This is a genomic window from Pseudomonas sp. GW821-FHT09C08, assembly GCF_059418125.1.
In genome coordinates, this window is record NZ_JBWKPG010000001.1 from 367,305 (window position 1) to 386,034 (window position 18,730).

Genomic DNA, 18,730 nt, shown 5'->3' on the forward strand with positions numbered 1-18,730 from the left:
TTCCTCTCAGGCTTGGAAACGACGGATGGAAAACGCTTCGATGGGTTGGCGGCTGGCCCCGTCGCAGACAATCTCTGCCAGGGCTTCACCGACCGCGGGGCCGAGCTGGAACCCGGCGCCGGCAAAGCCGAAACCGTGGAGCAAGCCCGGTTGGGTACTGCTGGGACCGATCACCGGTTCGTGATCGGGTAGGTAACCTTCGGTGCCGCTCCAGGTGCGAATCGCCTGGGCACCCTTGAGGAACGGGTACAACTCGCCGGCATTGCGCAGAATCTCCAGTACTGCGACCTGGCCAGGGCGCGCCGTCAGCGGGCCGAGGGCAAAACCGCGCCCGCCACCGAGGATGCAATTGCCGCGGGCGACCTGCCGCGCATAAATCCCGCCGCCTTCGACGCCGGTGCTCACGTTCATCACCATCGGCAATGGCTCGGTGACCAGCATCGCCGGATGCGCCGAGGTAATCGGCACCGGCTCGCCAAAGTGCGCGGCGATGGTGCCGGCCCAGGCGCCGGCGCAATTGAGTAACCACGGCGCCTGCAAGTGCAGGCCGTTGGCGCAGCGCACCTGAAAGCGCTGGCCGTCATGTTCGACCTGAAGCACTTCGGCCCGCTCGTGGACCGCCGCGCCAAGGCGTTGCGCGGCACGGGCGAAAGCCGGAGACACCAGTCGCGGGTTGGCATGCCCGTCTTCCGGACACAACGAAGCACCCACGGCGATATCGCCGACCCAGGGAAAGCGTGCACGTAGCTCGGTGTAGTCCAGCAATTGCAAGCCCAGGCCAAAGCCTCGGGTGTGCTCGGCATAGGCTTGCAGCGCAGCAAAATCCGCCGCGCTGCGCGCGAGTTTCAGATGCCCGGAACGCACGTACTCGCCGTCGATGCCGATCAACCCCGGCAGGTCGGACCACAGCGCATGCGCGCGTTGCGACAGCGGTAACTGATGCAGCGGCCGGCCTTGTCGGCGTACGCCGCCGTAATTCACACCACTGGAATGCGAGCCGCAAAAATCCCGTTCCACCAGGGCCACGCGCTGGCCCTTCTGCGCCAGCATCAAGGCTGCCGAAGCGCCGACAATGCCGCCGCCGAGTACGATGACGTCGGTCATGGCTGCACCTCCACGCCGAACGGCAACGGCTTGATCGGAGCCTGGCCACGCAGGCGGCCGACGTTTTCAACTGCGCGACCGCTGCGCTCGGCGACGATTTCCGCCGCCGCCAGCCCGCACATGCGGCCCTGGCAGCGACCCATGCCGACGCGGCAATGCGCCTTGACCCGATTGATTTCCCAATGCCCTTCATCGACCACGGCGCGCACATCACCGACGCTGACTTCCTCACAGCGGCACAGGATCAACGCATCCGGCGCCTGCGCAGCCCAGTCTTCAGGGAACGGGAACGCGGTTTCCAGACCATGGCGAAAGCGCTGGATAGCCGCCAGTTGCTGCTCCAGCTCAGCCGGGCGGCGATGATCGATGGCAATGCCTGAATCTTCCAGCACCGCCAAGGCTGCGCGTTCGCCGGCCATTGCTGCCGCGTCTGCCCCCATGATTCCAGCGCCATCGCCGGCCAGGTACACGTCGCTCACACTGCTGCGCCCGGCGCCGTCGCGTTGCGGCAACCAGGCGCGATTCAACGCGCTCCAGGCAAACTCACAGCCGAGCAAGTCCGCCAGCTGTGTCTCGCTGCGCAAGGCATGGGCGAAGCCCACGGCGTCACATTCCAGCACCTGCTGGTCCCAGCGGATGCCACGCACGCGTTGCTCGCCGTTGATCTGTTGAAGCGTTGCGCCCTGGTGCACGGGCACGCCGTGAGCGGTCAGCCAGGCGCGGTAATACAAGCCCTTGGCCAAGGTCAACGGTTGCCGGAGCAGGGCCGGCACTGCACGGCATTGCGCGCTGAACGGCGCGCTGTCGAGCACTGCCACCACCTGGGCGCCGGCCTTGGCGTACTGGTACGCGACCAAATACAGCAACGGTCCGCTGCCACAAAACGCCACCCGTTCACCAATCGCGCAGCCCTGATACTTCAAGGCGATTTGCGCCGCGCCCAGGCTGTACACCCCCGGCAAGGTCCAGCCCGGGACTGGCAGGATGCGGTCGGTGGCGCCGGTGGCGACGATGATCCGCGCATACTCGACGCTCTCGGCACGCCCGTTATTGAGCATGTCCAGGCGCCCATCCTCGGCGTTCCATACCAGCGTTTGCGGGCGGTAGTCGATCAGCGGCGCGAGTTCATCCAGCGTACGGTGCACGGCCTCGGCCTTGCGCGCCTCGAACCCGTAGATCTGCTTGGCCGTACGCTGGAAGTTTGCCGGCTGGCGCCGATAGATCTGCCCGCCGCCGCGCAGGCTTTCATCCACCAGGCAGGCTTTGATGCCATGGTCGAGCAGGGTGCGCGCAGCGCTGATCCCTGCCGGGCCGGCACCGACAATCACTACCGGCTTCATAGCTGGCGCCCCGGCTCGCGGCTGATCGCCTGGCCTTCTTCCAGCAGTGTCGAGCAGGCCCGCACGCGGCGCCCATCCTCAAGCCGCACCCAGCAATCCTGGCAGGCGCCCATCAGGCAAAACCCGGCGCGGCGTTCGGCGCTGAAATCACTGCCGCGCAGGTGCTCGGCGCAGGTCAGTACGGCGGTCAGCAACGTGTCGCCGAGCAAGCCGGTGGCGGGTTGCCCGTCCAGGGTAAAGGACAGGGCAGGGCGCGTGGTTTCGACCAATCGTTTGAACAAGGCCATCAATGTTTCCCCACCAGCACGCGGTCCAGGCCGTAGACCCGGTCGAGCAGAATCATGGTCGCCGCCGTCAGCGCAATCACCAACGCCGACACCGCCGCCATCATCGGGTCGATGGACTCGGTGGCGTACACGTACATGCGCACCGGCAGCGTCTGCGTGGCCGGCGAACTGACGAAGATCGACAACGTCACCTCATCGAAACTGTTGATGAAGGCCAGCAGCCAACCACCGGCGACGCCGGGCAAAATCATCGGCAAGGTGATCTGGCGAAACAGCGTGAAGCGCCCGGCGCCCAGGGACTCCGCGGCCTGTTCGGCACTGCGGTCAATACCGATCGCCGCTGCCAGCACCAGGCGTAGCACATACGGGGTGATGATCACCACGTGCGCGAGCATCAGCCAGGTGAAACTGCCGTTCACGCCCATCAGCGCGAACAGGCGCAGCATCGCCACGCCCAGGACCAGGTGCGGAATGATGATCGGCGACAGGAACAACGCGCTGAAAAAGTTGCGCCCCGGGAACGAGTACCGGCTGATCGCCAAGGCCGCCGGCACGGCAATCAAGGTGGCCAGGGTCGCGGCGGTAAACGCCAGGATCAGGCTGTTGTAGAACGCCTGGATAAAGTCGGCACGCTCGAACACTGCGCGAAACCAGCGCAGGGAGAAGCCCGAGGTGGGCAGGCTCAAGGTGTTTTCCGGGGTGAAGGCCACCAGGCAGACCACCACCAGCGGCGCCATCATGAACAGCACCACCAGGCCGTGAAAGCCGAGGGCCAAAGGACCGTTTCTGGACATGCGCTTAAACCCCCAGGGACTTTTTATAGCGGCCTTCGACCATGCGGTTCCAGCTCAGCATGATCAGCAGATTGACCAACAGCAGCACCACCGCGATGGTGGCGCCCATGGGCCAGTTGAGTTCCGAGAGGTACTGGTCGTACACCACGGTGGCGACCATTTTCAGGCGTCGTCCGCCAAGCAGGCCGGGAATCGCAAACGAACTGGCGGCCAGGCCGAACACGATCAGGGTGCCGGACAGCACGCCGGGCATCACCTGGGGCAACACGATCCTGCGCATCACCGTGGCCTGGCTTGCACCCAGCGACAGCGCGGCCTGTTCAGCCGACGGGTCGAGCTTTTGCAGCGAGGTCCACACCGGAATGATCATGAACGGCAGCATCACGTGCACCAGCGCGATGATCACTGCGAATGGCGTGTACAGCAGCTTCACCGGGCGCCCGCCGAGGGCCTGGATCACCTGGTTGACCAACCCGTCGGCACCCAGCAGCAGGCTCCAGCCGAAGGCGCGCACCACCACCGAAATCAGCAGCGGCGTGAGGATCAGGATCAGGAAGATCGAGCGCCATGGCGTGCCCATGCGACTGAGGATGTAAGCCTCGGGGACGCCGATCACCACGCACAGCAGGGTCACCAGCGCGCTGATCCAGAAGGTGCGCCAGAAGATCTCGTAGAAGTACGAGTCACTGAACAGCGCCAGGTAGTGGGCCAGGGTCCATTCATTGCCCTTGACGCCGACCTGGTAGTCGAACACGTTGAACGACAGCACCAGTGTCAGCCCGAGCGGCAGGATCAGCAGCCCGGTAAACAGCAGCAGGGCCGGCAGCGAAAGCAAGTAGCCCCGACTCATGCGTGCACCTCATCCGCCGCCAGTACCCGCAGCAGCTCGGCCTGCCACTCCAGGCCGACCGCCGCGCCGCAGCCCAGCGGCGCGCTGCCGTCATTGCTGCGCACCACGGTGATTTCGCCGAGAGGGGTGTGGATGCGGTACAGCCATTGGCTGCCGAAGAAGTAGCGGTCGAGCACCTTGCCCTGCAGGCGCCCGGCACCGGCTTGCACCAGGCTGATCTTTTCCGGGCGCAGGCTCAGGACCAGTTCGCCGTCGCCGCTTTCGTGGCGCACCTGCGGGATACCCAGTTGATCGTAATCACCGGCGAGCAAGTTGGCCTTGCCGACGAAGTCCGAGATAAAGCGCGTGCGCGGGTGTTCATAGAGCTTGTACGGCGCGTCGATCTGAGTCACGCGGCCGGCCTGCATCACCACCACGCGGTCGCTGATCGACAGGGCTTCGGCCTGGTCGTGGGTCACCATCAACGTGGTGATGCCGACGGCGCACTGGATGCGACAGATCTCGAACTGCATCTCTTCGCGCAGGTTGGCGTCGAGGTTGGACAGCGGTTCATCGAGCAGCAATACCGGTGGTTCGATCACCAGGGCGCGGGCCAGGGCCACGCGTTGGCGCTGGCCGCCGGACAGCTCCCGTGGGTAACGCTCGGCGTGGGGTGCCAGGCGCACCAGTTCGAGCACGGTGTTGACCTTGCTGGCGATCTCGGCGGACGGCACTTTGCGCATCTTCAGGCCGAAGGCGACATTGTCGCGCACGGTCATGTGCGGGAACAGCGCATAGCTCTGGAATACCACCCCCAGGCCACGGCTGGCGGGCTTGGCGTGGGTGATGTCGCGCCCGTCGAGCAGGATCTGCCCGGCGCTGACATCGACGAAACCGGCGATCATTTGCAGAGTGGTGGTCTTGCCGCAGCCAGAAGGGCCGAGCAGCGAAACGAACTCGCCTTTTTCCACCGCCAGGTCAGTGGCGACCACCGCGTCGACGGCGCCGTAGCGTTTGCTCAAGGCGTTGAGTTGGAGAAATGCCATGTCTGCGTTCCACCTTTTTTGAGTCGCGTCGAAACGCGCTTTTTTGTTTTGGGCAGATGCGAATGAGGTGTTGCCGGTGCGTTGGCGCTCGATCTTGAGTCGGCTGCCGTTAGTTGTTCATTTCGCCCCTGTGGACGCAGATTAGGACGAAGACTAGGATGGGCGGAAGATGGAATTTCACTCAATGAACTACTTTTTTCGTTTTTATTCACTCACCAGAATTTTCTAAGAGATCACGTGATATGGATTCCACTGAGCGGAATGAAAATGCCCGCGAAGTCGGCGCCGGCGGAGTCTCCCGACTGTTTGCGCTGCTGCGCACCCTGGGCGAGGTGCCGGAAGGTGGCGAACGCGTGACCCAACTTGCGCAACAGGTGGGCCTGTCCCAGCCCACCACTCACCGCCTGCTGCGCAGCCTGATGGATGAGGGCATGGTCGAGCAGGATGCGCGCAGCAAGCGCTATCGCTTGAGCCTGGAGTTCTTCGCGCTGGCGGCGAACGCGGGCAAGACCGGCAACCTGCGCGACCTGGTGCGGCCGAGCATGCTGCGCCTGAGTGCGTCATTGGGTGATTCGCTGTTCCTGCTGGCGCGCAGTGGCTTCGATGCGATCTGCCTCGACCGCAGCGAAGGGCCGTACCCGATCCGTACCTTCACCGGCGATATCGGCGGGCGGGTGGCGCTGGGCGTGGGCCAGGGCAGCCTGGCGATCCTGGCGTTCCTGCCGGAAGAAGAGCGCGAGACGGTGATCCGCTACAACCTGCCACGGCTCAAGGACTTTCACCTGTACGACGAGGTGCTGCTGCGCTCGGAGGTCGAGAACGTGCGCAACCTGGGTTATGCGGCGCGCAATACCGGGGTGCTGGAAGGCATGGCGGGCCTGGCGGTGCCGATCCTCAATCGCGACGGCCACGCGGTGGCGGCGCTGAGTGTGGCGACCATCAGTGATCGGTTGGGGCCGAGCCGCTTGCCAATGGTGGTTGAGTTGCTCAAGCGCGAAGCGGCGGCGATCGGGCCGAGGATCAACCCGTTTGATCCGACCCTGCGCAGGCCGTCGCAGACCTTCGGTGGGTAACCCCTCTCCGCCATGATGAAGACCAGTGTGGGAGCGGGCTTGCTCGCGAATGCGACAGGTCAGTCATGGATATGTCCACTGACACACCGCGTTCGCGAGCAAGCCCGCTCCCCCATTGTTCAGATCGCGGCCAGGGCCACGGATGTCGCCGCCGTTCGGGTCTCCACCCCCAACTTCACATACACATGCTCCAGATGCTTGTTCACTGTCCTGGGGCTCAACCCCAGGATGTCGCCGATATCCCGATTGGTCTTGCCGCACGCGACCCAGCGCAAGACCTCCACCTCACGCTCGGTCAACTGGAACCTGGCCGACAGCAGCCGCTGTGCCGGCTCATCCTCGAGCGTCAGCACATTCGGCTGCGTCGCCTCCCGCGCCGACAGCAAGATGCGTGACGTGCGCAGGTGCGCCGCCACCCGTGCCAGTACCTCATCGGTCTGGATCGGTTTGGTCACGTAGTCACTGCCACCCACCTCGAAGCCTTGCACCACGTGCTTGCTGTCGGTCAGCCCGGTCATGAACACCACCGGCACATCCGCGCTGGCCGGCATCGCCTTGAGCCGGCGACAGGTTTCGAAACCGTCCAGGCCGGGCATCATCGCGTCCAGCAGGATCAGGTCCGGACGCCGGCGTTGCACGCGGTTCAACGCGCTGAGGCCGTCCAGGGCCACCAGCACCATGTAGCCGGCGTCGTCGAGCGCGTCACAGAGCAATGCCAGGTTGTCCGGGGTGTCGTCGACGATCAGCACCACGCCGGGTTCAGTGCTGTGGGTGAGTGCATTCATCTGCGGCCTCCTTGAGGGTTCGGTTGAGTTCATCCAGGCGAAAGCCCTTGAGCAGCCCGCGCAGCTTGGTGATGAACGGTTCGGCATCGGGGCGGTGTGCAAGGATCGTGTCGAGTTTGGCGTGCAGGCCGCGCACATAGCCGATGGCGCTGAGTTCCGCCAGGGCGGCAAGGTCTTCAGGGCTGGGCAATACGCTGGGCGGCGGCGGTGCGGTGAAGGTCTTGGTGCGCCGCAGCCACTGCAGGTCCAGGTGCTGTTGCAGGCGCCCGAGCAGTTCCGGGGTGCGCACCGGCTTGGCCAGGTAGTCGTTGCAGGCCGCGGCGATGCTGCGCTCGCGGTCGTCGGTAAAGGCGTTGGCGGAGATCACGATGATCGGCGCGGTGCACAGCGCATTGCGCCGGATCAGGCGGCTGGTTTCGTAGCCGTCCAGGGTCGGCATCGACAGGTCCATCAGGATCAGGTCCGGGGCCAGCAGCGCCACCTGGCGAATCGCATCCTGGCCGTTGCTGGCCTGCACCACCTCAAAGCCCAACGGCGTGAGCATGCCACTGAGCACCTTGCGATGGTCCACATGGTCGTCCACCACCAGGATGCGCCGACGCGCGCCCTGGTAGCCGATGATGTCGTGTTCCACATGCACCACCGCCTGCGGCGCGCGCACCTGGGACAGAAACAGCCGCACCTGGAAGCAGGTGCCTTTGTCCAGTTCGCTGGTCACGCGCAGCTCGCCGCCCATCAAGGAGGTGAGCATGCGCGTGATGGTCAGCCCGAGGCCGACGCCCTTGTCCTGGCGCATCAGGTCGCCGCGTTCGAACGGCTGGAAAATTCGCTCGATCTGCCCCGGATCAATGCCGATGCCGGTGTCGATGATTTCAAAATTGGCAGTCTCGCGTCTGTAGCTGACCCGCAGGCACACCTCGCCGCTGTCGGTGAAATTCACCGCATTGCCGAGCAGGTTGATGAGGATCTGGCGCACGCGCTTTTCGTCGCCGCGCACCACCGCCGGGATCTTGCCCACGCAGTCCAGGCGAAAGCGCAGGCCCTTGTCCTGGGCTTGCGGTGTGAACATCTGCTCCAGGTCATGGATCAGTTCGGGGAAGGGGATTTCGGTGAGTTCCAGGCGCAGCTTGCCGGCCTCGATCTTGGCCACATCCAGCAGGCCGTCGATCAGCGACAACAGGTGCGAGCCGCTGCGCAGGATGGTCGCGAGTGCGTCCTGGTGCTGTTCGGGCATGGCGCCGTCACGCTGCAGGATTTGGGTAAAGCCGAGAATGCTGTTCAGCGGCGTGCGCAGCTCATGGGATAGCCCGGTGACATAGCGGCTCTTGGCAGCGTTGGCAGCTTCGGAGGCTTCCTTGGCGTGTTGCAGGGCCTGGTCGGTGAGGCTGTGGGCGTCGATTTCGTGCATCAGCAGCAAGGTCTGGCGGTCGGACTCTTCCTGGGCCACGCGCCGGCTTTCGCGGGTCAGCACCACCCACCAGGCGAGCACGGCAGCCAGTACCGAGAGGGTCAGGAAGGCCTTGAAGAACGCTTGGTACAAGGTCTCGGAGTGCGGCAGACCCTGGGCCGCCTGCACGTAAATCAACGCCAGGGCGCTGGCGAGCAACAGCTCCAGTACCAGCAGCAACCCCAGGTAATGGGCCAACCGTGTGTGCAGGCGCGGCATCAGGGTAGTCGGCAGCAGCCAGCGCAACACGCCTTCGAACTGGGTGACCAGGCGCGCGTGGGGTTTGCAGCGATCGCCGCAACGTGCGTCCAGTGAACAACACAGCGAGCAGATGGGCGTGCTGTAGGCCGGGCAGAACGCCATGTCGGCGGTTTCGAACGGGTTGCTGCACAGTCCGCACACCGCGTGGGTGGCGGGCGCCACCGGGTGGATCAGTTGCAGGTCGCTGGTGCGCGCGATGTAGTACTTGCCTTTCGTCAGCCAGGCCAACAGCGGCGCCATGATCAAGGCCGTGCCCAGCGCCACGAACGGCGGCGCGGCCTGGGCCAGGCTGCCGAACAGCCCGAAGTGCGCGAGGATCGACAGCAACGAGGCGACCAGCATCGAGCCGACGCCCACCGGGTTGATGTCGTAGAGGTGCGCGCGCTTGAACTCGATGTGCCTGGGCGACAGCCCCAGCGGTTTGTTGATCACCAGGTCAGCGACCAGCGTGCCGATCCAGGCAATCGCAATATTGGCGTAGAGCCCCAGCACCTGGTCGATCACATCGAACACGCCCAGCTCCATCAGCATCAGCGCGATGGCCACGTTGAACACCAGCCACACCACGCGGCCCGGGTGGCTGTGGGTCACGCGGGCAAAGAAGTTCGACCAGGCCAGGGAGCCGGCGTAGGCATTGGTCAGGTTGATCTTCATCTGCGAGATGAACACGAAGAGCACCATCGCGCCCAGCGCCCATTCCGGCGAGCTGAACACGTACCGGAACGCGACCAGGTACATCTGGGTCGGCTCGGCAGCGCGTTCCATGGGGATTTCATGTTGCAAGGCGAGGAACGCGAGGAACGCGCCGGCGAACATTTTCAACGCGCCGGGGATGATCCAGCCAGGGCCGGCGCAGAGCAGGGCGGCCCACCAGCGCTTACGGTTGGCGGCGGTTTTTTCCGGCAGGAAGCGCAGGTAGTCCACTTGCTCGCCGATCTGCGTCACCAGTGACAGCGCCACCGTGCAGGCGGCGCAGAACGCCAGCAGGTTGAAGCCGCCGCCATCGCCGCTGCGTCCGACGAAGCTGGTCCAGTCGCTGAAGGCGTCGGGGTTTTTCCACCACACGAAGCCATAGGGCAGCACCAGCAACAGCAGCCACACCGGTTGCGTCCACAGCTGCAGGCGGCTGATCAACGTCACGCCGTAGGCCACCAGCGGGATCACCAGCAGCGAGCAGATCACGTAGGCGATCGCCAGCGGGATATGAAAATACAGCTCCAGCGCCAGGGCCATGATCGCCGCTTCCAGGGCGAAGAACAGGAAGGTGAAGCTGGCGTAGATCAGCGAGGTGATGGTCGAGCCGATATAGCCGAAGCCGGCGCCACGGGTCAGCAGGTCCATGTCCACGCCATAGCGCGCCGCGTAGTAACTGATGGGCAGGCCGGTGAGGAAGATCACCAGGCTGATGGCGAGAATCGCCCAGAACGTATTGGTGAAGCCGTAACTCAGGGCCAGCACGCCGCCGATGGCTTCCAGAGCCAGGAAGGACACCGCGCCCAGGGCCGTGTTGGCGATGCGCAGCTCCGACCATTTGCGAAAGGACTTGGGGGTGTAGCGCAGGGCGTAGTCTTCCATGGTCTCGTCGGCGACCCAGGTGTTGTAGTCGCGGCGGATCTTGACGATGCGCTGGGTGCCGGGGAGGGGGTGCACGGTGGGATGGCTCCGGGGAGTGGGCAAGGTGGATGAGCAAGTTCCGTGCCCCGATTCAAAATGTGCGAGCTGGCCTGCCTGCGATGGCGGTAGGTCAGGCATGGGAAGTCGATGGATACACCGCCATCGCAGGCCAGCCAGCTCCCGCATTGATCGGTGCTGTCAGGGCGGGCGGGATCCTGCTCGAAAATGGTGCGCAGTGGCATACGTCAAATGACGTATGCCGTTACGTCAGGCTGCGTATACCCGTGCTGGCCGGCCGCCGCCATGCTGGACCCCTCATTGCAGAGGAGTCGCCCCATGGCACCACGATTGATCCGCTCCAAACCCCTGTTGGCCTTGTCCTTGCTGGCGGCCGCACTGTTCAGCCAGGGCGTGCTGGCCGATAACGAAGGCCTGGCCGTGACCCCGACTGAAGTCACCGTCGGCCAGTTGCACTCGGCCACCGGCACCATGGCGATTTCCGAAACCGGTTCGATCCAGGCCGAACGCCTGGCCATCGAGCAGATCAACGCTTCGGGCGGGATCCTGGGACGGCAGATCAAGGTGATCCAGGAAGACGGCGCCTCCGACTGGCCGACCTTCGCCGAAAAGGCCAAGAAGCTGCTGGTCAACGACAAGGTTGCCGCCGTGTTCGGCTGCTGGACTTCGGCCTCGCGCAAGGCTGTGCTGCCGATCTTCGAAAAAGAAAACGGCCTGCTCTACTACCCGACCTTCTATGAGGGCCTGGAACAGTCGAAAAACGTGATCTACACCGGGCAGGAAGCCACCCAGCAGATCCTCGCCAGCCTCGACTGGATCGCCAAGACCAAGGGCGCCAAGACGTTCTACCTGGTCGGCTCCGACTACATCTGGCCGCGCACCTCGATGAAGATCGCGCGCAAGCACATTGAAAACGTGCTGCACGGCACTGTGGTCGGCGAAGACTACTACCCGTTGGGCAACACCCAGTTCGGTTCGCTGATCAACAAGGTCAAGCTGAAGAAACCGGACGTGGTCTTCGCGGCGGTGGTCGGCGGCTCCAACGTGGCGTTCTACAAACAGCTCAACGCGGCAGGTGTGAATTCGTCCAAGCAAACCTTGCTGACCCTGTCGGTGACCGAAGACGAACTGCTCGGCATCGGCGGCGAAAACATGGCCGGTTTCTATGCCTCGATGAAGTACTTCCAGAGCCTGGACAACCCCAACAACAAAGCCTTCGTCGAAGCCTTCAAGGCCAAGTACGGCAAGGACGCGGTGATCGGCGACGTGACCCAGGCGGCCTACCTCGGCCCATGGCTGTGGAAAGCAGCGGTCGAGAAGGCCGGCAGTTTCGACGTGGATAAAGTCGTCGCCGCCTCGCCGGGCATCGAGCTGAAAACCGCGCCGGAAGGCTACGTGAAGATCCACGAGAACCATCACTTGTGGAGCAAGTCGCGCATCGGTGAAGTGCAGCCCAACGGCCAGTTCAAAGTGATCTACGAGTCGGATCTGATCGAGCCGAACCCGTTTCCGAAGGGCTATCAATAAGCCTGGATCTGGCGCTGATCTAAAGGTGGGAGCGGGCTTGCTCGCGAAGGCGCAGTGTCATTCACAGATGTATTGACTGATACACCGCATTCGCGAGCAAGCCCGCTCCCACATAAATCAAAAGCAGACCTTGGTTTTCATCATTACCTCCCGCTCAGGAGACCATCATCATGGAATGGCTATCGGAATTTGGAGCCATCGCGGCGATGCAGGGGTTCAACGGCTTGTCCGTGTTCTGCGTGCTGTTGCTGATGGCATTGGGGCTGGCGATCATCTTCGGGCAGATGGGCGTGATCAACATGGCCCACGGCGAGTTCCTGACCATCGGCGCCTACACCACCTACGTGTGCTCCAGCCTCACCGCGCACTTTGCGCCAAGCTTCCAACCCTATTACTTCTTCTTCGCCATCGGCCTGTCGTTCCTGGTGGCCGGGGCCATCGGCTGGCTGGTGGAATGGGCGATGATCAGCCGCTTGTACAAGCGCCCGCTGGACACCTTGCTCGCCACTTGGGGCCTGTCGCTGGTGATGCAGCAAACCTTTCGCTCGGTGTTCGGCGCCCGCGAAGTCAGCGCCGAACCTCCGGCCTGGCTGATGGGCTCGGTGAATTTCACCGATGCCATCGAGATCCCGCGCAACGGCCTGTTCATGATGGGCCTGACGCTGCTGCTGACGGGTGCGATCTTCATCATGCTCTACCGCTCGCGCTGGGGCCTGCAGGTGCGCGCCACGGTGCAGAACCGCCTGATGAGCCGCGCGGTGGGCATCAACACGCGCAAGGTCGACCGCATGACCTTCGCCCTCGGTTGTGGCGTCGCCGGTGTGGCGGGCGCGGCGTTCACCACCATCGGCTCCACCGGGCCCACGGCGGGGTCGCAGTACATCGTCGACACCTTCCTGGTGGTGGTGTTCGGCGGCGCGCAAAGCCTGTTCGGCACCATCGCCTCGGCGTTCGTGATCGCCCAGACCCAATCGCTGTCGGAGTTTTTCCTCAGTGGCTCGATGGCCAAGGTACTCACCCTGTCCTCGGTGATTCTGATCCTGATGCTGCGCCCGCAAGGGTTGTTCTCCATCAAAGTGCGCAAGTAGAGGCGAGCAGATGAAGGCTTTAGACAAGCTGCTGGGCGGCCAGCAAAACCTGATCGGCATCGTGCTGCTGGCGCTGTTGATCCTTGTGGTATTCCCGCTGACCCTCGACGCGTTCCGGCTGAACATGGTCGGCAAATACCTGACCTACGCGTTCGTCGCCGTGGGCCTGGTGCTGTGCTGGGGCTATGGCGGCATTCTCAGCCTGGGGCAGGGCGTGTTCTTCGGCGTCGGCGGCTACTGCATGGCGATGTTCCTCAAGCTGGAAGCCTCGGACCCCGAGAGCACCAAGATCCAGTCAACCCCGGGCATCCCGGACTTTATGGACTGGAACCAGATCACCGAACTGCCCTGGCTGTGGCAGCCGTTCCACAGTTTCAGCTTTACCCTGGTGGCGGTGATCGCGGTGCCGGTGCTGCTCGCGTTCATCATCGGGATGGCGCTGTTCAAGCGGCGCGTGGGCGATGTGTACTTCTCCATCGTGACCCAGGCGATTGCGCTGATCCTCACCGTGTTGATCGTCGGCCAGCAAGGCCTGACCGGCGGCGTCAACGGCATCACCGACCTCAAGACCCTGCTCGGCTGGGACCTGCGCACCGACAGCGCGAAGCTGATCCTGTACTTCATCAACGCCGGCTTGCTGTTCGGCTGCATCTTCATTGGCCGTTTCATCCTCGCGTCCAAGCTCGGCCGGCTGCTGATGGCGATGCGCGACAAGGAAGAACGCGTGCGGTTTTCCGGGTACGACGTGGCCAGCTTCAAGATCTTCGTATTCTGCGTAGCCGCCGCGTTCTCGGCGATCGGCGGGGCGATGTTTGCCTTGCAGGTGGGCTTCATGTCGCCGTCGTTCGTGGGCATCGTGCCGTCGATCGAGATGGTGATTTTCGCCGCGGTGGGCGGGCGCCTGTCGCTGCTCGGCGCGGTGTATGGCGCGCTGCTGGTGAACTACGGCAAGACCTACTTTTCCGAGTCTTTCCCCGAGTTGTGGCTGTACCTCATGGGCGGGCTGTTTATCGCCGTGGTCATGTACTTCCCCAACGGCCTGGCCGGCCTGTGGGACAGCCATGGGCGCCAGGCGCTGGCCAAAGTGCTGCGGCGCAAACCCGTAGCGGCGACTCCGGCGAGCCCGTCGGTTAAATCCAAGGCTAAAAGCAAGATCCTGGAGACTCAGCCATGACCGCCGTCGGCTTTGAAATGAAAAAACCGGTGCTGGCCATCGAAGGCCTCACCGTGTCCTTCGACGGCTTCAAGGCGGTCGACAACCTCAACCTGTACATCGACCGCAACGAAGTGCGCGTGGTGATCGGCCCCAACGGCGCCGGCAAGACCACGGTGCTCGACCTGATCTGCGGCAAGACCCGCGCCACCAGCGGCAGCATCCAGTTCGACGGCCAGGAACTGACCAAGATGCGCGAGTACAACATTGTGCGCGCCGGCGTCGGGCGCAAGTTCCAGAACCCGTCGATCTACGAGAACCTCACGGTGTTCGAGAACCTCGAGATGTCCTACCCGGCCGGGCGCAAGGTGTGGGGCGCGTTGTTCTTCAAACGCAACGCCCAGGTGATCGCGCGGGTGGAAGAAGTCGCGCGGGAAATCTTCCTCGGCGACCTGCTGCAGCAACAGGCCGACCTGCTGTCGCACGGACAGAAGCAGTGGCTGGAAATCGGCATGCTGCTGATGCAGGACCCCGAGTTGCTGATGCTCGATGAGCCGGTGGCCGGGATGAGTGTCAACGAACGCGCGCAGACCGCCGAGCTGCTCAATCGCATCAGCCAGGGCCGATCGGTGCTGGTGATCGAGCACGACATGGAATTCGTCAAGAGCATCGCCCACAAGGTCACCGTGCTGCACCAGGGCAAGGTGCTGGCCGAGGGCAGCATGGAGTCGGTGCAAAGCAACCCTAAAGTCATCGAAGTGTATTTGGGCCACTGAGGAAGCGGGCATGTTCAAGATCGACCAGTTGTCCTGCGGCTACGGGCAGAGCCAGATCCTCCACGACCTGGACCTGAACGTGGCCAAGCGTGAGATCGTCGCGGTGATGGGCCGCAATGGCATGGGCAAGACCACCTTGTTCAAGAGCCTGATGGGCATCCTGCCGCAGTGGAAAGGCCAGGTCAGCGTGGACGGGCACGATGTGTCGGCGCTGGAAACCCATGAGCGGGTGGAACGCGGCATCGCTTATGTGCCGCAGGGGCGCATGATTTTCCCGAGCATGACGGTGCTGGAGAACATCCAGACCGGCCTGCCGGCGTCGGCACGCGGGAAGGTGCCGGAGGATCTGTATGCGCTGTTCCCGGTGCTCTACGACATGCAGTCGCGCAAGGGTGGCAACCTGTCCGGTGGCCAGCAACAGCAGCTGGCGATTGCCCGCGCGCTGGCGACCAATCCCAAGGTGCTGCTGCTGGATGAACCGACCGAGGGCATCCAGCCGTCGATCATCAAGGACATCGCGCGCACGCTGAAGGAGATTCGCAACCTGCGCGACCTGACCATAGTGGTGTCGGAGCAAGTGCTGTCGTTTACCCTGGAGATCGCCGACCGTTTCCTGGTGATCGAGAAGGGCCGGTTTGTGATTGAGGAGACGCGGGATAGGGTGGATGAAGCGACCATCAGCCGGTATTTGTCGGTGTGAACTGCGGCTGCAAAAGTGATCGTTGGGTTGCGAGGAAGCGTGTTTGTTCCAGGCGTTTTCCTACAGCCATGCCAGGTTTTATCGGCGTGCTGCTCGGGCCGTATGCTGAGCCTGTCCAAGTCCTTTTCCGGTGCTGAGTTGTCTGTTTGCCTCGGGTCTTTGGAACTGGCGTGTTGTCAGTGGCCACAGAGTGGGACGTTAATCCGTCGAGCAGCTTTATTGGATTGGCATCTATCGACTCCATGACCTGAGGTGTAACTATGGACCTGTGTTATCCCCAACAACCCCACAGTCGGGCATTTTCCGGCATGGGCTTAATGTCATTCCCCCCTGATGTTGGAATGCGTAATTCTTATAATCCTTATGCGAATGCTCCGTGGTCCGGCATCGCGCGGGAGTTTGCAAATAACTTTGATTATTTCCGGATGCCCAAATCAGATTTTGTCTCGCTTGAGTCAGTCAGGGGCATTGCCAATCGGCTCGGGATGGAAAACCCGCGGGACAATGATATGACCCAGCTGGCTAAAGTGATTCTCGGCTTTCCGGACATAGGAAAGTTATTCGATTCAGTCAATCATGGCGGCCAGGAAGATGGGTATATCAGTCACGGCGACGTATCTGCTGCTATTGATGTTCTTGAGGCGCAGGAGGCACTGTCCATGCCGCCGGTGCGCGGGGGCCAATATAACGGCGCCATGCAACAACACAGGGTCAACCAGCAATTTCCCTCGCAATATTCCGGACCCGCGCCGCGTTATGAAGATCCAGGCTTCTCGTCGCAGCGGCCTAGCTACCAGCGCGCGCCGGGTTACGGGATGCCGGATGATAAAAGCAACTCGTATAGCGACCTTAATAAGGAAGACTTCAGCAACCGAGTACTCACCCGCTTCAGTTCCCTGGAAGACCCGGGCAAACCGGGCTATATCACCGACAGGTCGCTGAATGCAGTGGCTGCAGGTCACCGCCTGGACGGTACCCCGGCGACTGAGGATGAGATGAATATTGCAAAGGCATTGCTGGATAATGGCAGTTGGTTTAGAGAATATGATGAAGGTAAAACCGGCGAACTGGATGGCAGTTTTACTCGGCAGGACCTGGCAAATGCCTCCAATCGATTCGAAAACATGAGTAACTCAGAGCTGCTTGAAACGATTAAAAAGCACTTTGTCGAGTACGGTGATGGTGATAACTATGTCAACTTCAAGGAACTGAAACAAGCCGCTGGGTTAGTGCCTTCGAATAAAACCTACACCCCAGCAGCGCGCCAGGCAGCGACTGAGTTTCTGCAGCGCAAAGAGCTTCTGGAAGACACCGATATCGGCGTGGATGACAAAGGTAATCCTGGGTACAAGGACCAGCGATTCGATTTGGACAACCTGAAGTACATGATCAAGAAAGAGCGGGACGACGAGCGCCCCCGTTGACCTGCGCAGGGTGCCGCCGATCACGTCGGTGGCACCTCGCGTCCTTCAGGCGTCGCGGCCCGCTAGGGTGTCGGGCGGATCATGGCTTCCGGCCGTACGTGCTGGGCGTATGCCTCGGCACTGATCAACCCCAACCGGACCGCCGCTTCCTTCGGTGTCAGCCCCTCGTCCGCAGCCTTGCGAGTGATCTGCGCCACACGGTCATAGCCCAGCACCGGGTTGAGTGCCGTGGCCAACAACAGCGAATGCTCGACGTTGTGCGCGAGTTGCGCGCGATTGACCTCCAGGCCACTGAGCAACCTGTGGCTGAACAGGCTGACGGCGTCCGTCAGCACCTCGATCGATTGCAGCAGATTGTGGATCAGCACCGGCTTGGCCACATTCAACTCGAACGTGCTCGACGCGCCCGCCAGGGTGATGGTGGTGTGATTGCCCATGACCTGCATGGCCGTCTGCACCAGCACTTCAGCGATGGTCGGATTGCGTTTGCCGGGCATGATCGAGGAGGTCAGGCCATCGTCCGGCACGATCAATTCCCCCAGGCCGCAACGCGGACCCGAGCCGAGCAGGCGAATATCGTTGGCGATCTTGGTCAGTGACACGGCCAGCACGTTCAGCGCGCCGGAGGCTTCCACCAACGCATCGTGAGTGCCCATGCCTTCGAATTTGCACGGGTTGGTTGCAAAGGCGACGCCGGTGAGCTGACTGATTTCTTCGCAGAACGCCACATCGAATCCCACCGGCGTATTCAAGCCGGTGCCCACCGCCGTGCCGCCCTGGGGCAACAGGCACAGGCGCGGCATGCAGCCTTCGAGGCGTGCAATGCCGTGCTGAATCTGCTGGGCAAACGCCCCAAATGCCTGGCCTTGGCTCATCGGCACGGCATCCATGAGGTGCGTGCGGCCAATTTTCAGCACGTCCTGCCAGGTGTCGGCCTTGGCCTTCAGTTCGTTGTGCAGCTGGCCCAGCGCGGGCAGCAGGCGCCCGCGCAGTTCCAGCACGGTGGTCAGGTGCATCACCGTCGGAAAGCTGTCGTTGGACGACTGCGAGCGGTTCACGTGGTCGTTGGGGTGCACCGGTGACTTGCTGCCCAGTTCACCTCCCAGCATCAGGTTGGCGCGGTTGGCGATCACCTCGTTGGCGTTCATGTTGGTCTGGGTGCCGGAGCCGGTCTGCCAGATCGACAGCGGGAAGTGCTGGTCGAAAGCGCCGTCGGCCAAGGCCTCGGCCGCCTGTTCGATGGCGTCCGCCAGGGCCGGGGCCAGTGTGCCGAGCCGCGCATTGGCGCGGGCACAGGCGCGCTTTTGCTGGCCGAAGGCGCGGATCAGGCTGGCGGGAAACGGCTGCTTGCTGCCGAAGACCTGCAGGGCCCGCTGGGTTTGTGCGCCCCACAGGCGGTCGGCCGGGATTTCGACGGGGCCGAACGCATCGTGTTCGATTCGTGTACTGGACATCCCTATGCTC

16 protein-coding genes are annotated in these 18,730 nt (G+C 63.0%); 7 read left to right on the forward strand and 9 right to left on the reverse strand.

The features are described from left to right. Window positions 1-6 precede the first annotated feature (6 nt). From AC07OJ_RS01620 to AC07OJ_RS01645, 6 genes are read right to left on the reverse strand one after another with little or no spacing between them, the layout of a single operon-like run. Window positions 7-1,104, reverse strand: coding sequence for an NAD(P)/FAD-dependent oxidoreductase (locus AC07OJ_RS01620; protein ID WP_495093751.1), 1,098 nt, complete (start codon window positions 1,102-1,104; stop codon window positions 7-9). Beyond that, on the reverse strand, window positions 1,101-2,444 hold the full coding sequence (locus AC07OJ_RS01625; RefSeq protein WP_495093752.1) for an FAD/NAD(P)-dependent oxidoreductase: 1,344 nt from the start codon (window positions 2,442-2,444) through the stop codon (window positions 1,101-1,103). Before AC07OJ_RS01625 ends, AC07OJ_RS01620 begins: the two co-directional genes overlap by 4 nt. Continuing rightward, window positions 2,441-2,731, reverse strand: a complete 291-nt coding sequence (locus tag AC07OJ_RS01630) for a (2Fe-2S)-binding protein (RefSeq protein WP_495093753.1) — start codon at window positions 2,729-2,731, stop codon at window positions 2,441-2,443. Before AC07OJ_RS01630 ends, AC07OJ_RS01625 begins: the two co-directional genes overlap by 4 nt. Further along, window positions 2,731-3,525 (reverse strand): ABC transporter permease, encoded by a 795-nt coding sequence (locus AC07OJ_RS01635; RefSeq protein ID WP_065906030.1) that lies wholly within the window; start codon window positions 3,523-3,525, stop codon window positions 2,731-2,733. Before AC07OJ_RS01635 ends, AC07OJ_RS01630 begins: the two co-directional genes overlap by 1 nt. 4 nt (window positions 3,526-3,529) lie before the next feature. After that, window positions 3,530-4,375, reverse strand: coding sequence for an ABC transporter permease (locus AC07OJ_RS01640; RefSeq protein WP_495093754.1), 846 nt, complete (start codon window positions 4,373-4,375; stop codon window positions 3,530-3,532). After that, complete coding sequence (locus AC07OJ_RS01645) at window positions 4,372-5,400, reverse strand: ABC transporter ATP-binding protein (protein ID WP_495093755.1); 1,029 nt, start codon at window positions 5,398-5,400, stop codon at window positions 4,372-4,374. The genes AC07OJ_RS01640 and AC07OJ_RS01645 overlap by 4 nt, the downstream gene beginning before the upstream one ends. Window positions 5,401-5,642: 242 nt before the next feature. Here AC07OJ_RS01645 and AC07OJ_RS01650 point away from each other — a divergent pair, with 242 nt between their 5' ends. Beyond that, window positions 5,643-6,473, forward strand: a complete 831-nt coding sequence (locus AC07OJ_RS01650) for an IclR family transcriptional regulator (RefSeq protein ID WP_106804313.1) — start codon at window positions 5,643-5,645, stop codon at window positions 6,471-6,473. Between the two features lie 119 nt (window positions 6,474-6,592). Here AC07OJ_RS01650 and AC07OJ_RS01655 read toward each other — a convergent pair whose 3' ends face one another. Beyond that, window positions 6,593-7,258, reverse strand: coding sequence for a response regulator (locus AC07OJ_RS01655; RefSeq protein WP_065906038.1), 666 nt, complete (start codon window positions 7,256-7,258; stop codon window positions 6,593-6,595). Beyond that, window positions 7,233-10,616 (reverse strand): ATP-binding protein, encoded by a 3,384-nt coding sequence (locus AC07OJ_RS01660; RefSeq protein ID WP_065906040.1) that lies wholly within the window; start codon window positions 10,614-10,616, stop codon window positions 7,233-7,235. Before AC07OJ_RS01660 ends, AC07OJ_RS01655 begins: the two co-directional genes overlap by 26 nt. Before the next feature lie 300 nt (window positions 10,617-10,916). On the opposite strand from AC07OJ_RS01660, the gene urtA reads away from it, so the two are divergent. The 6 genes from urtA (at window position 10,917) to AC07OJ_RS01690 (ending at window position 17,266) form a co-directional block, all read left to right on the forward strand. After that, window positions 10,917-12,125 (forward strand): urea ABC transporter substrate-binding protein, encoded by a 1,209-nt coding sequence (gene urtA, locus AC07OJ_RS01665; protein ID WP_065906042.1) that lies wholly within the window; start codon window positions 10,917-10,919, stop codon window positions 12,123-12,125. A gap of 170 nt (window positions 12,126-12,295) precedes the next feature. Then, complete coding sequence (gene urtB, locus AC07OJ_RS01670) at window positions 12,296-13,213, forward strand: urea ABC transporter permease subunit UrtB (protein ID WP_065906044.1); 918 nt, start codon at window positions 12,296-12,298, stop codon at window positions 13,211-13,213. Window positions 13,214-13,223: 10 nt separating this feature from the next. Beyond that, complete coding sequence (gene urtC / locus AC07OJ_RS01675) at window positions 13,224-14,387, forward strand: urea ABC transporter permease subunit UrtC (protein ID WP_495093756.1); 1,164 nt, start codon at window positions 13,224-13,226, stop codon at window positions 14,385-14,387. After that, window positions 14,384-15,142 (forward strand): urea ABC transporter ATP-binding protein UrtD, encoded by a 759-nt coding sequence (gene urtD, locus AC07OJ_RS01680; RefSeq protein WP_025855702.1) that lies wholly within the window; start codon window positions 14,384-14,386, stop codon window positions 15,140-15,142. The genes urtC and urtD overlap by 4 nt, the downstream gene beginning before the upstream one ends. A gap of 10 nt (window positions 15,143-15,152) precedes the next feature. After that, a complete protein-coding gene (gene urtE / locus AC07OJ_RS01685; RefSeq protein ID WP_046383753.1) occupies window positions 15,153-15,842 on the forward strand; it encodes an urea ABC transporter ATP-binding subunit UrtE in 690 nt (229 codons plus the stop codon). A gap of 341 nt (window positions 15,843-16,183) precedes the next feature. Beyond that, entirely contained in the window at window positions 16,184-17,266 is a 1,083-nt protein-coding gene (locus tag AC07OJ_RS01690; protein WP_495093757.1) for a hypothetical protein, read from the forward strand. A gap of 62 nt (window positions 17,267-17,328) precedes the next feature. On the opposite strand, the gene AC07OJ_RS01695 is transcribed toward AC07OJ_RS01690, so the two are convergent. Further along, entirely contained in the window at window positions 17,329-18,720 is a 1,392-nt protein-coding gene (locus AC07OJ_RS01695; protein WP_495093758.1) for a class II fumarate hydratase, read from the reverse strand. Between the last annotated feature and the right edge of the window lie 10 nt (window positions 18,721-18,730).

Coding starts and splice junctions, on each gene's coding strand:
- urtE (WP_046383753.1), top strand. CDS start 15,153: ATGTTCAAGATCGACCAGTTGTCCTGCGGCTACGGGCAGAGCCAGATC.
- AC07OJ_RS01645 (WP_495093755.1), bottom strand. CDS start 5,400: ATGGCATTTCTCCAACTCAACGCCTTGAGCAAACGCTACGGCGCCGTC.
- AC07OJ_RS01695 (WP_495093758.1), bottom strand. CDS start 18,720: ATGTCCAGTACACGAATCGAACACGATGCGTTCGGCCCCGTCGAAATC.
- urtA (WP_065906042.1), top strand. CDS start 10,917: ATGGCACCACGATTGATCCGCTCCAAACCCCTGTTGGCCTTGTCCTTG.
- AC07OJ_RS01625 (WP_495093752.1), bottom strand. CDS start 2,444: ATGAAGCCGGTAGTGATTGTCGGTGCCGGCCCGGCAGGGATCAGCGCT.
- AC07OJ_RS01630 (WP_495093753.1), bottom strand. CDS start 2,731: ATGGCCTTGTTCAAACGATTGGTCGAAACCACGCGCCCTGCCCTGTCC.
- AC07OJ_RS01640 (WP_495093754.1), bottom strand. CDS start 4,375: ATGAGTCGGGGCTACTTGCTTTCGCTGCCGGCCCTGCTGCTGTTTACC.
- AC07OJ_RS01690 (WP_495093757.1), top strand. CDS start 16,184: ATGCGTAATTCTTATAATCCTTATGCGAATGCTCCGTGGTCCGGCATC.
- urtB (WP_065906044.1), top strand. CDS start 12,296: ATGGAATGGCTATCGGAATTTGGAGCCATCGCGGCGATGCAGGGGTTC.
- AC07OJ_RS01655 (WP_065906038.1), bottom strand. CDS start 7,258: ATGAATGCACTCACCCACAGCACTGAACCCGGCGTGGTGCTGATCGTC.
- AC07OJ_RS01620 (WP_495093751.1), bottom strand. CDS start 1,104: ATGACCGACGTCATCGTACTCGGCGGCGGCATTGTCGGCGCTTCGGCA.
- urtC (WP_495093756.1), top strand. CDS start 13,224: ATGAAGGCTTTAGACAAGCTGCTGGGCGGCCAGCAAAACCTGATCGGC.
- AC07OJ_RS01635 (WP_065906030.1), bottom strand. CDS start 3,525: ATGTCCAGAAACGGTCCTTTGGCCCTCGGCTTTCACGGCCTGGTGGTG.
- AC07OJ_RS01650 (WP_106804313.1), top strand. CDS start 5,643: ATGGATTCCACTGAGCGGAATGAAAATGCCCGCGAAGTCGGCGCCGGC.
- urtD (WP_025855702.1), top strand. CDS start 14,384: ATGACCGCCGTCGGCTTTGAAATGAAAAAACCGGTGCTGGCCATCGAA.